We start from the raw sequence: 16,143 nt of genomic DNA on the forward strand, positions 1-16,143 counted from the left end.
AATATGCCATTCCTTTCTACTACGATACAAATCGTTTAATTTGATGTGACGAACTCCTTAACCACCAAATCTACCTTCATTATAGTAAATTTCCGGTATTTATAAAACACTTATGATTTATCCCTGTTCTTTTTCAATATTCGCCTAATAAAGTCAAGCATTGGGCGTTTACCTCCCATGACGATTCCAGCCATTTCTGCAAATAGATGAATCAGGAGCAGCACTAAAATGGTAATAAGAAACGCTGTAGTCATACTTGCAAAGGAAAACAATATAGCCATCGTACCAAATAGGATACTGAATGCATAAATAATCAACACCGTTTTTCGATGGCTATACCCGGCTTGTAAGAGTTGATAGTGAACATGCTTATTATCTGCCATCATGATACTTTCTTTGTTGTAAGCTCTACGAATAACTGCAAATAATGTATCAAAGATTGGTACTGCGAGAACAATGATTGGGATGATAAAACTAAATAACGCAATGTTTTTGAAGAGACCTAACATGGATACAACGGCAATCATATACCCGAGAAAATTAGATCCTGTATCGCCCATATAGATTTTGGCAGGATAAAAGTTATGATATAAAAAGCCTAAATTACTTCCAATTAAAGCGATACAGAAATATGCAGCAACTACTTGCATATCAATAAAAGCCATCATACAAATACTAATTAATGCAATTGTTGAAACTCCTGTCGCTAACCCATCCAAACCATCAATTAGATTAATTGCATTGGTTACACCAACCACCCACAAAACCGTAATGAGTACACTAATAAACCCCAACTCTACGGTACCAAAGAAAGGTAACGTAAGTCTTTCAATAATTAAACCGGAAGATATTAAAAACGATGCAGCAATTAGTTGACCTGTTAACTTTACAACAGGTTGAATTGTAAATCGATCATCGATTGCACCTGTTAACACAATTACTACTGCACCTGCAGCAATTTCTGGTAGATGTGGATGCACTGGCTGCAAATAGAGCAAACCAGCTATTGTCCCCAAAAAGATAGCAATGCCACCTAGTCGAGGTGTTACCTTTATATGTATTTTCCGGTGATTAGGAAAATCAACTGCACCGACAAGCGTTGCAAATTTCTTTACCGGGTAGGTTGTTAGAAAAGCAGTTAAGATTGCGATGACAAACGCTATTAGTAAATCCAAAACATTCAACATATCATTCTCCTAGCATCTTTGCTGTAATTCTTAGCTGCCTAAATTGTCGGTTACATAATTGGTTAAATTATAGCGGATATTCGTTGGTTTTAGCAAATCATTGTCTATGAAGAAACGTTTGAACTTATAAAAAAGAGGCTGACGTACAAATCAGCCTTTCACCTATGCAACTGCAGTATAATGTTCCTATGGGATTCCTTTGTTAAAAATCAAGCTGAGCGAATGACAGCAATGATTTATCCTTGATTGTCTTCCATATCCAAATCTAATCGTTCCATAAATTCTTCAGCAGCACTATATCCTTGCTGTTGCAAATACCAATTATTAGCAGCAGCCTCAATCAACCCAACCACATCTCGACCTGGTTGCAGTTGAATTTCTATTTTAGGAACTGTCACATCCATATATTCACTCGATTCAGTTTCTACCTCTAACTCATTATTCAGTGCGTCCTTTTCCCATTCGGTTAATTTGATATCTAAGGCTATTCTCGTTTCTTCTTGAAATGCCTTCTGCCCATACACCCTTACTACATTTAATAAGCCAACACTTCGGAGAGCGAGAAACTCTTTATTCGTTTGATTATGTGTTCCGAGTAATGTATCTGGACCAAGCTTCTTCAAGACAACAATATCATCTGCTACTAATCGATGACCTCTGCCAATTAAAGCATGTGCAATCTCACTTTTGCCAATTCCTGACTTTCCTCTAATTAGAATACCTAACCCAAAAATATTGACACACACCGCATGGACTGCCGTTTCTGGCGCTAACGCCTTCACCATGTAGGCATCATATTTCTCGATAAATGTTGACGTAGGCTCTTTCGTTCGTAATAAAGGTATTCCCTCTTCTTTACAAAACTGCGTTAAATATGTCAGCCCAGCTTGCTCTGATGTAACGATAAAGCAAGGAGGGTGGTAATTTACAATATTACCAATTCGTAATCGTCGCTCCTCATGTGTCAGCTGATGTAAATACGTAATTTCTTTTCGTCCGAGCACTTGGACATGTTCCATCGGAAAAAAGTCAAAGTAGCCGATAAATTCTAACCCAGGGCGATGCGTTCTCGCCTTGGTAATGGATCGATCAAGTTGATCCTCTCCAGCCAATATTTCCAGATTGAATCTACCAGCTAGTTGTTTAATTGTTATTGACTTCATCTGTATACGCTCCATTTCTATTACAACTATAGCTTTTAACTATATTATGTTTCTATACGAAAAACAAGAAATGGAGGTTTCATAACGGATTGGAAATGTTAGAAAGTAAAATCTACTTCTTTTTTTTCCTGTTTTTCATAGCCTTTCATATAGTTAATTCGACGTTGCGCCGAGGCTTGGGTTACTTGTTCATCTGCATGATAAGAAGATCGAACCAATGGTCCAGCTTCACAATGTGAAAATCCTTTCTCAAGTGCAATTTGTTTTAACTCGGCAAACTCATCTGGATGGTAATAACGCTCAACATTCAAATGTTTTTTTGTTGGTTGTAAATACTGACCAATTGTCATAATATCGACTTTATGCGCTAAAAGATCATCCATTGCTTGAATGATTTCCGCTTTCTCCTCACCCAAACCAACCATAATACTAGATTTGGTCGGTGTTTTAGGAGCGATTTCCTTCACGCGTTCCAATAATTGAAGAGACCGATCATACATCGCTCTAGCTCTTACACGTTTTGTTAGCCTGCGTACCGTTTCAATATTATGATTAAAAATATCTGGTGCACTATCCATCAATGTATATAGACTCTCGTAGTCCCCTTTCATATCTGATGGTAGAATTTCAATCGTACATCCTGGGTTTTTTCTTCGAATTGCTCGTACCGTCTCAGCAAATACAGCCGCTCCCCCATCATTTAAATCATCACGTGCCACTGCTGTAACTACAACATGCCGTAGCCCCATAACGGTAACCGAATTAGCCACCCTTTCTGGCTCTCCCCAATCTAATTCATTTGGTAATCCAGTTTTTACAGCACAAAAGCGGCATCCTCTTGTACATGTATCTCCTAAGATCATAAACGTCGCAGTTTTACGTTCACTCCAACACTCATGTATATTTGGGCAGCGTGCTTCTTCACACACTGTATTCAGGCGATTTTCGCGCATTAATTTCTTTAATCCTCTGTAGGATTTATTCGTGTTTATTTTTGTTTTTAACCACTCCGGCTTTCGTATATATGTTTGATCTTTAGGCATGGGATACAACTCCTTTGATTGTATTATCTGTATATTTTCGTTCTGCTAGATCGTATACTTCATTCCATTGGCTTTTTGTTAATGTAAAAGGTTCAAGTTCAATATTCAATCCCTCTCCGAATCCTTCTAAAAAAGCTGTTTTAACCGTTTCATAGGAATGTTTCCTTTGCGTTACCTGATTAATCGTCGTAGCTTTTTTCCAAAATGCCTGTTTTTTTCTCTCCTTGACACGTTCAGAAGGAAATAAAAAAAGATCGAATAACATATCTACATTCATCGATATCGGAATCGAACCATGTTGGAGCAATACTCCTTTTTTTCTTGTCTGTGCATTACCAGATATCTTTTTGCCATCTGCAACCATTTCATAGAATGCGGGTCTCTCAAAACAAATACTACTCCGTTCTTTTGAAAACGATTCGGCATAATCAACTGGAATGTTTAAATTTTGATAGCCTCGTAGTATGCCTTTTGACAAATCATAGTACGCTTGACGAATCGATGAAGCAATTGCCGGATGTTGTTCAGATATTACAATACTATACGTTAGTTCATCATCATGCAGAACTGCACTGCCCCCAGTCATTCTCCGCACAAATTGACATTGATGGTTTTGAATACCTTCTACATCGATTTTTCCGTCTACTTTTTGAAAATGACCAATTGAAAGCGTGGGGGCTATCCATTGATAAAAACGTAATGTAGGCGGTATTTTTCCTTCATGATGCCAATTAAGTAATGCCTCATCTAATGCCATGTTAATGGCAGCATCATGAGGTACATTTTCTAAAAATCCCCATTTTTCTTGCACGAAAATCGCCTCCCATAAGAAGAATCTTTTCAACAAAGGCCTAACCGGAGGTGCACATGTATGAAAGAAAACCATGATACTTCCTCATAAAAAAGACTGCATTCGTCGTGAATGCAGTCAATAAAGTATCCCTATTGACCACACTTTCCCACGCAGGCATTATCCTGTTCGGGTACGAAGGGTCAAAACGATTCCTACGCTCTTCTCAGCTACTTTACATAGCTCCCCTAGTGTTGAAAAGATTCCATTTAGTTTTAATTTACCAACAAAATCAGCTTAACAAGCTTGCCATAAATTGTAAAGGCGCAATTTTTTTCGTACAACTTCATTTCTATTATTCTTCTATTTCTTTAAAGCGATGGCTTGATCTAAAACCTTATCTCCTTGGATCATGCCATAAGCTATTTGATCAATTACATCAACAGCGATTCCTTTTGGTTCCAACTGCTCTCTAATCTTCTTTTCTAAATAACGGACTTGTGGACCAATTAATACAACATCAAGATCATCCAGCTCGTTCTTTAATTGTGATTCTGCTACCGCATTAATCTCGGCCATTATATTTCTATCGTCAGCTGATTGTTTCATTTTTTTTACAAGCATGGAAGTCGACATCCCCGCAGAACAAACTAAAATAATCTTCATTTGTTTCCCTCCTCTAGGATTTGCATCTTTTCATACATATCAATCATTTCACTAGCTAAATCTTTTACTGTCATGGCGGTCATTAGATGGTCCTGTGCATGTATTAGAATGACGGAAACCTCTGTTTGGTTCCCTTCTGCTTCTTCCTGTAAAAATTTCGTTTGAATATGATGAGCTTCTGTAAATTCTTCATCCGCCTCTGCTATTTTTTGTCGTGCTTCAGCAAATTGATAAGATTTTGCTAAAGAAATAGCTTCCATTGCAGATGACCTTGCATTTCCAGCATGAAGTATAATCGAAAAGGATAGCATCTGTACATCTTCTTTTGTAGTCATGGTTATTCCCCCTTATTTCTCTTTAAGGTTCTTGCACCTGCTAAAATGAATGGAATATACATGATAACAGCCAGCACTAAATTAAATACTTGAAGCCCAATTCCACGCCAGCTACCGCCTGTTACTAGATAACCACTTAAAATTGGCGGTGTTGTCCATGGAAGAATTGCCACTGTTCTTGGCACTATACCAGTAGCTAATGCAATATAGGATGTAATCGTCAATGTTACAGGAATCAATATAAATGGAATTAACATCACAGGGTTTAATACAATTGGTAGTCCAAAAATAACCGGTTCATTAATGTTAAATAGCCCTGCTGGCGCTGATAACTTTGCAACTTGTCGATATGGATGGTTTCTCTCTCTACGTATTACAATAAAGACTGCAATTAACAATGCAATGGTCGTTCCTGATCCACCCATAAAAACAAATGAATCTAAGAATGGTTTTGTTACAATATTAGGTACGTCAAATGCTGACATACCGCTCTTAAATAAATCGAGATTTTGTTCAATCAGTGGCAAGTAGACCGGTTCAATTACTGATCCAATAATATTCGTCCCATGTAAACCAAAGAACCATAATAAGTGATTAAGAAAGGATACAACCATTGCTGCGGGCAAAGTATTCCCCAAACCTTGTAACGGTTCTTGAATTGCATTAAAGATAACTTCAAAAATACTTTGCTCTGCGAACACATTCATTAATGCCTGGAAAAAACCTAGAATAATTAAAATGATCACCGCAGGTACTAATGCTTTGAAGGAGCGTGTAACCCCGTCTGGAACACCTTCTGGCATTTTAATAGTCAAATTCGAATTTATCAATATTCTGAAAAGTTCTGTGACAAGAAGCGCTATAATAATTCCAACAAATAGTCCTTGCGTACCTAACCATGCTGCGGTTAAACCAGCGCCATCCTCTGTCCAAGGGACTAGCATAATAAAACCGGCAGCTGATATGAGACCAGCAGATAGCCCATCTACGTCATAAGACTTAGCTAAATTATAAGCTATAGAAAAGGATACTAAAAGACCTAATATAGCAAAAGTACCGTTCCAAATACTCCCCCCGACTGTTTGCCAATTGCCATCACCAAAGATTCCATTCATCCATTCAACAAAATTAAAGTTGCCAAATGGCGGAAAATTATTAATTAAAATAGCAAGTGACCCAACGATAATTAATGGCATGATCGCAACGAACCCGTCTCGGACAGCTACTAGATGTCGCTGTGATCCAATACGTCCAGCAATTTCAATGAACTTTTGCATAAATTTACTGTTCATCTTAAATCCCCCTTGAATTAAATTGTGGCAAATATGCTTGATGTGCTTCCAATAACTCATCCAGCACATCCTTGCTTCTCTTTTCATCAGCAAGTAATGGATTCATCACCATTGCTGTGTATGCATCGTTGTAGTTCCCAGTGATACTTGCTTGAATAACTAGTTCCTCAAAGGCCTTCATTTGATAAATATGACCTTTAACCGAAAGTGGTAAATGCCCAACAGCAATTGGTTTTGGTCCATTTTTAGTAATAATGCAATTAACTTCAATAACAGCATCTTCTGGCAAATCGGGTATTGCTCCATGGTTCCATGTGTTTACCGTCTGAATATCCTGTTTATTATTATAAATGGAGTCCATTAAACTACATGCTACATCGCTATAAAAAGCTCCACCACGTTCTTCAAGTTCCTTTGGCTTCTCATATAACGACGGGTTTTTATAAATCTCAAAAAGAGATCCTTCCAAATCCTGAACTACCTCGGCTCGTGTGCCATTTTCTTTAAACGCTTTCAAGTCTTTTTTTAGAACATCCGCCGTTTGAAAATAATATTGATGATATGGATTCGGAAGTAGACCCGTAGCTTCTATAAACGTCTTGGTCCAGCCTAAATTAACAATATTTGCTGGTGAATAGTCAAGGTCGTGGGTCACTTTTTCTAATACTTCATTCGTTCGATCTTCTCCATTAACAAGGACCTTACTACCAAATACAAAATGATTCATGCCAATAAATTCAATACTCACTTCATCTGGCTTTACATTTAAAATTTCTGCAGTCGAATGTCGCATATTAAATGGGATATTGCATACACCGATAACCTTCTTATGCGGAGAATGTTTTAATAAAGCTTCTGTAACAATTCCAGCAGGGTTTGTGAAATTAATTATCCATGCATTCGGACAAATGTCATGCACGTCTTTCGCTAATTCTAAAAGGACTGGGATAGTACGAAATGCTTTGAAGATACCTCCAGCTCCGTTTGTTTCTTGCCCAATAAACCCATGGCTTAATGGAATACGTTCGTCTTTTGATCTGGCTTCTAACCCACCCACTCGTATTTGAGTAGAAACAAAGTCCGCATTTTCAAGTGCTTGCCGGCGATTTAAGGTCCATGTTAGATGAATTGCTTTATTTGATTTCTCTATCATTCGTAATGCTAATCGTCCAATTATTTCTAGTTTCTCTTTCCCCGCTTCAACATCTACAAGTACAATGTCTGTAACGGGAAATGAGTCATAGCGCCGAATAATTCCTTCAATTATTTCAGGTGTGTAACTAGACCCTCCACCTACTACTACAAGTTTTAATGTCATTTCCTTTAACTCCTTTGATGTTTTTTGAAACCGCTTTTATAATAGTGTATCGTTGTATTTTGTTGTTCATCTAAAATGTATCATACAAATTATTTAAAGTCCATACATTTCAAAAAATATGTTTCTTATTGTAATAACATTTATAAAATATTGTCATTATATGTGTAATCTTGTACACTTTAATTAAGTGAATTATTGCTTTTTTATGTCTTTAATTTTAGCGTTAATATATATCCAAACTAGGATCGAGTAAGGAAGTGTGCAAATGGAAAAGAATCAATCATTACATGCTTATATTAAGGAAGAATTATTGAATCGTATTAAAACAAACAAATATAAGAAAGGAGAGAAAATACCTACCGAATTAGAGTTATGTGAAGATTTTGGAGTGAGCAGAACAACCATCCGAACTGCTCTAAATCAACTAACACTAGAAGGGTATTTAAATCGCCACCAAGGACGAGGTACATTTGTAGCAGATCAAAAAGTGAAACAAACGCTTTCGCAAACGGTAAAACGCTACAGTGATCAAGTTGCTATTCAAGGCAAAGAAGCTGAGATAACTGTATTAGATATACAAGTTATTCCTGCAAATGAATATATCGAGCATTCCTTAGACGTTTCTTTAAACGATCCTATTCAGCGCGTGGAACGTGTGAGAAAGGCAAATATGGAACCAACGCAATATGAGATTTCCTATATTCCGTGGAATGTTGCTCCAGGCATCACAAAAACGCAAGCAGAATCATCGCTATATGCTGCTTTAAAAGAAGAGTTTCAAGTACATATAGCCAAAACGATTGAACATGTAGAAATTACGTTAGCAGATGAAAGAGCTTCCAGCCATCTAAATTGTGAACAAGGTGCGCCTTGCTTTTATATTGAAACCGTTGCAGAAAACGAAAAAGGAGAGAAAGTAGAGTATTCACGTGCTTTCTTTAGAGGGGATAAAACAAATTTTGTAATTGAACGTAATTATCCATTTGAAAATAATCTATAATTTTAGAATGTAGGGGGATATTTATGATGCATGTCTTATTCAATGCCGATGATTTCGGATTAACCAAGGGCGTAACAGACGGAATTATAATGGCCCATCAAAATGGAGTTGTCACTTCAACAACCTTAATGATGAATGGGAAAGCAGTGAATTATGCTGTCGCACGTGCTAAAGAGAATGATACATTACATGTCGGCATTCATCTTGTCTTAACATGGGGGAAACCTTTAAGTTCCGTACCGGAATTGGTTTGTGAAAATAACCGGTTTAAATATTCAAGCAGGTATCGACACATGGAAGCGCCAAACTTGCAGGCAGTTGAGAAAGAATGGCGTGCACAAATTGAAGCTTTTTTAGCTACTGGTCTCTCTCTACACCATATCGATAGTCACCATCATGTACATGGATGGGAACCGCTACAACAGTTAATCATTTCACTGGCAAAAGAATACCAAGTGCCCGTACGTATAACAGATAACTTAGCTGCAGAACAAGATATTTTATTAACGGAACAAATTTGGTTAGACTTTTATGGGGATGAAGTTTCTGCTGACATTTTTACACGGCTGAAGCAGACAAATGCCAAAAGTATCGAAGTAATGACACACCCTGCCATTGTCGATAAGGAATTACGTCAGATTAGCAGCTATACAGATAAACGGAAGCAAGAGTTAGATATTCTTTGCTCCTTACACGTCCCCGATTGGGCTATCATTGAGTAAAGACATCTTCCATATAGGGGGGATTTCATGCAACAAGATGATGTATCTGTAGCGAAAGTATGTTTATTAGCTGGGAAAATCATGTTACAAAGCGGTGCTGAAACGTATCGCGTAGAAGATACCATGAACAGGATCGCCGCTTCTTATGGATTAAAAAAGGCTGAAAGTTATGCTACTCCAACTGGAATTCAATTTTCTACGGAAGGAGAAGCAACCTATTTCCGGAGGATTTCTAATCGTTCAACAGACTTACATAAGATCGCCGAAGTAAATCATATCTCTCGGCAAATCTCTGCACAAACGATTGAACCAAAGGAAGCTCTCCTGCACCTGAAAGGTATTCAGCATGCAAGTGAATCTTTTCCTTATTGGATACAAATGATTGCTGCTGCCTTCGTTAGTGGAAGCTTTACGATTATGTTTGGTGGAGCATGGCCAGATTTTTTACCCTCCTTCTTTGCAGGCGGTATTGGTTTTTTTGCAATGATTTGGTTTGAAAAAGTAGTTGAAATTCGGTTTATTGCTGAATTCTTTGCTTCCTTTATGATTGCAATAGCTTCAGGAATCGCCATTCACATTGGATTTGGTATACAGATGGATAAAATAATTATTGGTGCGGTCATGCCTCTTGTTCCTGGTCTGCATATTACCAATGCAGTTCGTGATTTGATGGCTGGACATTTGGTAGCTGGTGTTTCCAAAGGTGTAGAGGCAATTCTCACAGCATTTGCAATTGGTGCAGGTGTTGCTGTTGTATTTGCAATCATATAGATGTAGGAGCTGATATGTATGATTATCGCCCAACTAGTTACTAGTTTTATTGCGGCTAGCGGTTTTGGTGTCCTATTTAATGCACCACGTCAAGCCTTAATCCAATGCGGGATGGTTGGTATGTTTGGCTGGATTCTTTATTATATTTTAGTTGATCAAGGTATAGATGCTGTTCCAGCTACGATCTTTGGATCGATGCTTGTAGCAATACTTAGTCACCTATGCGCAAGACTATATAAGACACCAATTATTATTTTTAACGTATCTGGCATTATTCCTCTTGTACCCGGAGGGATTGCGTATGATGCTATGAGACATTTTGTTGAGAATGATTATTTTACAGCCGTACAACTTTCAACTAAGGTAATGCTGCTTGCCGGTGCGATTGCTATCGGACTCATGTTTTCAGAGGTTGCTAACCAGATCATTAAAAAAACTTGGGGTTGGCTCCGTCCGGAATAGTTGATTTTAGGATTTTTTCCTTATAAGATAGGTTGTATTATAATAACTTACATTTAGCTCATAAGCTAATTCGTAAATAGAAAATGGAGAGGGTATTCATGAGTACAGATAAACCAAATGCAATTATTGTTATCTTTGGAGCAACAGGAGACTTATCTAAGCGAAAATTATTCCCTTCCATTTACCGGCTATATAAAAATGGTAAGATTGGTGAGGAATTTGCAGTGGTGGGTCTTGCACGACGTCCATGGACAAATGATGTGTTTAGAGAAAATGTCCGTAATTCTATCGAGCAGTCATCCTCAAAAGAAGAGGATTTAGAAGATTTTTCTTCCCACTTTTATTATCATTCCTTTGACGTGACAGACACATCTTCGTATGATGATTTAAATAATCTGTTAGAGGACTTGGAAGGGCATTACCAAACAGATGGAAATAGAATCTTTTATCTTGCAATGGCGCCTGAATATTTTGGTTCAATTGCCAATCAATTAGAGGAAAATGGTCTGAAGAATGGAAAAGGTTGGACAAGACTTGTTATTGAAAAGCCATTCGGACATGATTTAGATTCCGCCAAGGAATTAAACAATCAAATTCGACATGCATTTGATGAAGATCAAATTTACCGAATTGATCATTACCTAGGCAAAGAAATGGTACAAAATATTGAAGTAATCCGTTTTGCTAATGGCATATTTGAACATCTTTGGAATAATCGATTCATCTCGAATATTCAAATCACATCTAGTGAGAAATTAGGAGTTGAAGAGCGAGCGCGTTACTATGATCATTCAGGGGCAACTAGAGATATGGTACAAAATCATATGTTGCAAATGGTTGCTTTATTAGCCATGGAGCCACCAATTAAATTGACGCCAGAAGAGATTCGATCAGAAAAAGTAAAAGTACTTCGTGCGCTTCGTCTTGTAGATCCAGAGAAAGTAAATGAATTTTTCGTTCGCGGTCAATATGGCAGCAGTAACTCTATCAAGGGATATCGTGAAGAAGCAACAGATCTTGCCAACTCAACTACCGAAACATTTGTTGCTGGTAAAGTAATGATTGATAACTATCGTTGGGCTGGAGTTCCCTTTTATATTCGAACAGGTAAAAAGATGAAGGAAAAGTCAACAAAAATTGTGGTTGAATTCAATGATATACCAATGAATTTATACTACAAAAATGAGACCGAAAAACACCCAAATCTGTTAATAATTAATATTCAACCTAATGAAGGAATTACCTTATACTTAAATGCTAAAAAAGCTGGAATTGGCTCTATTGCTGAACCGATCAAGCTTTCTTACACAAATAATGGCGTTGATGATATAAATACACCAGAAGCGTATGAGAAATTACTATATGATTGTATCATTGGTGATACAACCAATTTTACACATTGGGATGAAGTGGCGCATTCGTGGGAATTTGTAGATTCGCTACTAGATGCATGGGCAGCAGTAACACCAGACTTTCCTAACTACCCTGCAGGATCGATGGGACCTGAAGCTGCGGATGATTTATTAGAAAAGGATGGCTTTCATTGGTGGCCAATTACAGACTAGTTCATGTGAACAAGATACCTTACTACAACGTGAGGTATCTTGTTTTTTACATGCTAATCACCAGATTGATTATCAGGCATCATACCAGTAATGATTAGTACCACCGCTGTAATAAGATGCATAATCATACCAATCCCTGGAATCCATCCAATTAAAGAAGTTAGAATTCCAATTATACTTCCTGCTGTTGCTCCACCATCTCTTCTTGATAAGATCAACGTTATAATATGAAGTACGAGCATAACAAATAGTGGCCCCCATAAATTCGATATAATAAAAGCTCCACCAAGTATTGGAAAACCTAATAACGCTTCAAATATTCCCGTAATCCATTTCATAATTCGTGATATTGACATAGCCTTACCTCCAATCTTACTACCGATTACTATTCCCAAAATGCTTCGTTGTAAACGAATCTCTAAGAAAAATTAGCAGCTCTCATTTTAATTAATTATCAATTTTTTCATCAGTGGGCACTGCTTCAGCTAACTCGCCAAGCACGCTTACCCGATTAGAACATCACAACCCACGCTATTTGACACCAGAATCATGTCTATGACATTTGCTAAGAGTTACGGAAAAATCTGTCTATCCCTTTTGATAATCATATACTCATGTAAAACGGTCTTCTAGCATCAGTGCATGTTCCTTTTCTCGACAAAAGGAACTCCCTCCAAGTAACAGATTTAGTTTCCAGTCTACTTTGAAGGGAGTGTATCAAATAACCGTTCGGATTATTCTCTATCTAGATTATCTTTACTCTTTTTATCTCTTTTAGTAATCTTAGCTGTTAAATCATCAAATAAGGTGTATATTACTGGAATTAACAATAAGGTAAATAAGCTAGATACACCGAGACCAAAAATAATGGTAACTGCCATTGGCTGTTGTGTCTCAGCACCCTCACCAAGAGCTAGCGCCAATGGTACCATTGCCAATATGGTTGTCAAAGTCGTCATAAGAATTGGACGTAATCTACTTGGGCCAGCTTCCAAGATAGCATCATGACGATCCATTCCTTGTCTTCGCAGAATATTTATATAATCTACCAATACGATCGAATTATTAACCACAATACCGGCAAGCATAATAATCCCGATAAACGCAGGAATACTTAATGGTATACCTACAACATATAAGCCGATCAATACCCCAATAACTGTTGTTGGCATAGCAAACATGATAATTAATGGGAATAAGAAATTCTCAAATTGCACTGCCATTACCGCATATACTAAAAGAATCGAGAAGACTAATGCAATTGCCAAATCCGTAAAGGACTCGGTCATATCCTCGGTTTGACCGCCCATTTCATAACTATATCCTTCCGGTAAGTTCATATCTGCCAATGCAGCCTCTACATCCGATGAAACGCTGCCCAGATCTCGATCAACAATTTCACTGGTTACATTCATCTGCGGTTGCTGATTTTCTCGAAGTAAACTTACAGGACCACTCATTTGTTTAAATTCAGCGACTTCATCTAACGATATGGTAGAGCCTTGCGGCGTTTGAATTTTCATATCATGTAAATCCTCAATCGAACTACGCTGGTCTTCTGGATACATCATCGTGACATCCATTTCTTGACCATCTTCCTTGAACTGTGTAGCTACCTGTCCAGTAAACTGCATTTGAATTTGGCCAAGAATTTGTTCCTGATTAAGACCATAAGTTGCCGCTTCTTCCTGATCAACTACTATATTCATTTGCGGTACACCTTCAGAAGCTGAAGTTTCCGGATTGTAGACACCATCAACTTGCGAAATTTCGTCAACCACTTGGTTTGATAATTCACTTAGCACTTCATGCTCTGGCCCATTTAGTTGAATCTGAATTGGACTACCCGTATTCATTCCAGAATCCATCGAACTAACCGTGATTTCCGCACCCGGTATATCTTTCAGGGCCTCATCTATCTCCTGTACCACGTCTGAAGTTGTTTTAACTCTTTCACCAGAAGGCACTAATTGCATTGTGTAGACGGCTTGGTTTCCACTACTACCACCACTGGCGGCAGCCATGCCGCCTCCGCCACCAACACTGACATAATTCGTTTCGATTACAGACTCGAATGGTTCTAACTCTTGATTTACTTTTTCTACGATATCTTCTGTATGACTAAGAGAACTTCCTGGAGCTGTTTCGACTCGAACTTCCATTTGACCTTGATCGGCCGATGGAATCAACTCTGCACCAATAAATGGGGTTAATGCTAAACTTCCTACAATCGCTAAAATGGTGACAAATACGGTAGTCTTCCTATGTCCAAGCACCCACTTTAACACACTGCGGTAACGATCATTTAGCCAACTTAACAAACGGTCAAACCAATAGCGGCGGCCTCCATCTGTCATTGCTTTTTTCAAGAGCTTGGATGATAACATCGGAACAAGTGTCACTGCTACAACGAGCGATGTGATAAGTGAAAACGATACGGCTAGTGCAAGTGGGGTAAATAGATCGGAAGCTATCCCCTCTACATAGATAATTGGTAAGAAAACCACCAATGTAGTTGTAGTTGATGCAATAACCGCAGGGGCTAATTCACTTGCACCCTTGATTGCAGAATCTTTTAAACTGTAACCCCGTTGACGATAAGAATAAATATGCTCGAGAATGACAATCGAACTATCAACCATCATCCCTAACCCAAGGGCTAAGCCGCCTAATGTTAAAATATTCAACGTTTCCCCTGTAAAATACATTAATATGAACGTGGTAATAATTGCAATTGGAATGGATAAACCAATAACAATCGTCGCCCGTACACTCTTAAGGAAGAGTAATAAGATAAAGATGGATATGATACCACCAATTAATATGTTTTGTATGACAGAATCAATCGACATCTCAATAAAATCTGAAGTATCGATAATTACATCCAAATTAACATCTGATGGAAGATCTTGTTTAATTTCCTCAATGCCATCTTCAATATTCGTGGCAACTTCTACTGTATTGCTATCCGTCTTCTTCAACACGGATAAAACTACAGATGGCTTACCATTAACAAGTGTCATACCTGATTGTTCTTTGTAATCGTCTTTTACTTCAGCAAGATCTTCAACATGAACGGTTGCACCTGCTTCTGTTTGAACAATCGTTTGTTCAATATCTTCTAGCGATTCAAATTCACCAGTCACCCGCAGCTGTAGATCCTTATTCCCTTTATCAATGGAGCCAACAGAAGCAGACTGATTGGTGCTATTCAATGATTGTATAATCATTTGTGTAGTTACACCATACTGTTGTAATTTTGCTTCATCTAGTATTAGTTGGATTTCTCTTTCTTTTCCGCCTTCAACCGAAACGGAGCCTACTCCTTCTTGTCTTTCAAAGAATGGGACGACTTGCTCATCAGCTGTTTGCGTTAATGATGCTGCATCATCACCAGTTAAACCGACCCACATAACAGGCATTTGATCTGGATTAAATCGCATAATATTTGGATCTCCAGCCTGCTCAGGCAAAGCTGCTTTCACTTGATCCACACTTTCTCGAACATCTAATAACGCTTGATCTAAGTCCGTTCCATTACTAAACATCAGTACTACTAAAGATGCCCCAGATTGTGACTGGGATTGTACAGTTTCTATCCCTTCTACCGTACTAACTGCTGATTCGATTGGTCTACTAATTAAATTCTCAACTTCTTGTGGTGCTGCATCGTCATATGATGTTGCTACTACTGCTACAGGAAGATCCATCTTAGGGAAAAGATCAATTGTCAAGCTTCGTAAAGAAACGGCACCAAGAGCCAGTAGAGCGAGAACGATCATAATTACGCCAACAGGGCGTTTAACAGATGTTTTAATTATCTTCAACG

At 38.0% G+C, this 16,143-nt stretch carries 15 protein-coding genes and 1 riboswitch; of the genes, 5 read left to right on the forward strand and 10 right to left on the reverse strand.

What is annotated here, in order from left to right:
* Nucleotides 1-110 precede the first annotated feature (110 nt).
* From JKP73_RS04505 to JKP73_RS04540, 8 genes are all read right to left on the reverse strand, one after another.
* Nucleotides 111-1,187 (reverse strand): glycosyltransferase family 4 protein, encoded by a 1,077-nt coding sequence (locus JKP73_RS04505; protein ID WP_200410953.1) that lies wholly within the window; start codon nt 1,185-1,187, stop codon nt 111-113.
* A gap of 236 nt (nt 1,188-1,423) precedes the next feature.
* Complete coding sequence (gene hprK / locus JKP73_RS04510) at nt 1,424-2,350, reverse strand: HPr(Ser) kinase/phosphatase (RefSeq protein WP_021289778.1); 927 nt, start codon at nt 2,348-2,350, stop codon at nt 1,424-1,426.
* A 98-nt stretch (nt 2,351-2,448) separates the two neighbouring features.
* Nucleotides 2,449-3,393, reverse strand: a complete 945-nt coding sequence (gene lipA, locus JKP73_RS04515; RefSeq protein ID WP_021289779.1) for a lipoyl synthase — start codon at nt 3,391-3,393, stop codon at nt 2,449-2,451.
* A complete protein-coding gene (locus JKP73_RS04520) occupies nt 3,386-4,204 on the reverse strand; it encodes a lipoate--protein ligase family protein (RefSeq protein WP_021289780.1) in 819 nt (272 codons plus the stop codon). Before JKP73_RS04520 ends, lipA begins: the two co-directional genes overlap by 8 nt.
* Nucleotides 4,205-4,332: 128 nt before the next feature.
* Nucleotides 4,333-4,443, reverse strand: a riboswitch (TPP riboswitch).
* A 103-nt stretch (nt 4,444-4,546) separates the two neighbouring features.
* Nucleotides 4,547-4,849, reverse strand: a complete 303-nt coding sequence (locus tag JKP73_RS04525; RefSeq protein ID WP_021289781.1) for a PTS sugar transporter subunit IIB — start codon at nt 4,847-4,849, stop codon at nt 4,547-4,549.
* Nucleotides 4,846-5,184, reverse strand: coding sequence for a PTS lactose/cellobiose transporter subunit IIA (locus JKP73_RS04530; protein WP_021289782.1), 339 nt, complete (start codon nt 5,182-5,184; stop codon nt 4,846-4,848). The genes JKP73_RS04525 and JKP73_RS04530 overlap by 4 nt, the downstream gene beginning before the upstream one ends.
* Nucleotides 5,185-5,186: 2 nt before the next feature.
* Nucleotides 5,187-6,476, reverse strand: coding sequence for a PTS sugar transporter subunit IIC (locus tag JKP73_RS04535; protein ID WP_021289783.1), 1,290 nt, complete (start codon nt 6,474-6,476; stop codon nt 5,187-5,189).
* Between the two features lies 1 nt (nt 6,477).
* On the reverse strand, nt 6,478-7,794 hold the full coding sequence (locus JKP73_RS04540) for a 6-phospho-beta-glucosidase (protein ID WP_021289784.1): 1,317 nt from the start codon (nt 7,792-7,794) through the stop codon (nt 6,478-6,480).
* Nucleotides 7,795-8,059: 265 nt separating this feature from the next.
* On the opposite strand from JKP73_RS04540, the gene JKP73_RS04545 reads away from it, so the two are divergent.
* From JKP73_RS04545 to zwf, 5 genes are all read left to right on the forward strand, one after another.
* Complete coding sequence (locus JKP73_RS04545) at nt 8,060-8,794, forward strand: GntR family transcriptional regulator (protein ID WP_021289785.1); 735 nt, start codon at nt 8,060-8,062, stop codon at nt 8,792-8,794.
* Nucleotides 8,795-8,817: 23 nt separating this feature from the next.
* Complete coding sequence (chbG, locus tag JKP73_RS04550; RefSeq protein WP_306465011.1) at nt 8,818-9,516, forward strand: chitin disaccharide deacetylase; 699 nt, start codon at nt 8,818-8,820, stop codon at nt 9,514-9,516.
* A 27-nt stretch (nt 9,517-9,543) separates the two neighbouring features.
* The gene (locus JKP73_RS04555) at nt 9,544-10,287 is read left to right on the forward strand and encodes a threonine/serine exporter family protein (RefSeq protein ID WP_038242234.1); all 744 of its coding nucleotides are present in this window, start codon (nt 9,544-9,546) and stop codon (nt 10,285-10,287) included.
* Nucleotides 10,288-10,305: 18 nt separating this feature from the next.
* Complete coding sequence (locus tag JKP73_RS04560) at nt 10,306-10,749, forward strand: threonine/serine exporter family protein (RefSeq protein ID WP_021289788.1); 444 nt, start codon at nt 10,306-10,308, stop codon at nt 10,747-10,749.
* Nucleotides 10,750-10,847: 98 nt separating this feature from the next.
* A complete protein-coding gene (zwf, locus tag JKP73_RS04565; RefSeq protein WP_021289789.1) occupies nt 10,848-12,314 on the forward strand; it encodes a glucose-6-phosphate dehydrogenase in 1,467 nt (488 codons plus the stop codon).
* A 53-nt stretch (nt 12,315-12,367) separates the two neighbouring features.
* On the opposite strand, the gene JKP73_RS04570 is transcribed toward zwf, so the two are convergent.
* The gene (locus JKP73_RS04570; RefSeq protein ID WP_021289790.1) at nt 12,368-12,670 is read right to left on the reverse strand and encodes a hypothetical protein; all 303 of its coding nucleotides are present in this window, start codon (nt 12,668-12,670) and stop codon (nt 12,368-12,370) included.
* A 378-nt stretch (nt 12,671-13,048) separates the two neighbouring features.
* Nucleotides 13,049-16,141 (reverse strand): efflux RND transporter permease subunit, encoded by a 3,093-nt coding sequence (locus tag JKP73_RS04575; protein WP_160806816.1) that lies wholly within the window; start codon nt 16,139-16,141, stop codon nt 13,049-13,051.
* Nucleotides 16,142-16,143 lie beyond the last annotated feature (2 nt).

It is taken from the genome of Virgibacillus salexigens, assembly GCF_014905415.1.
GTDB classification, from domain to species: Bacteria; Bacillota; Bacilli; order Bacillales; family Amphibacillaceae; genus Virgibacillus; species Virgibacillus salexigens.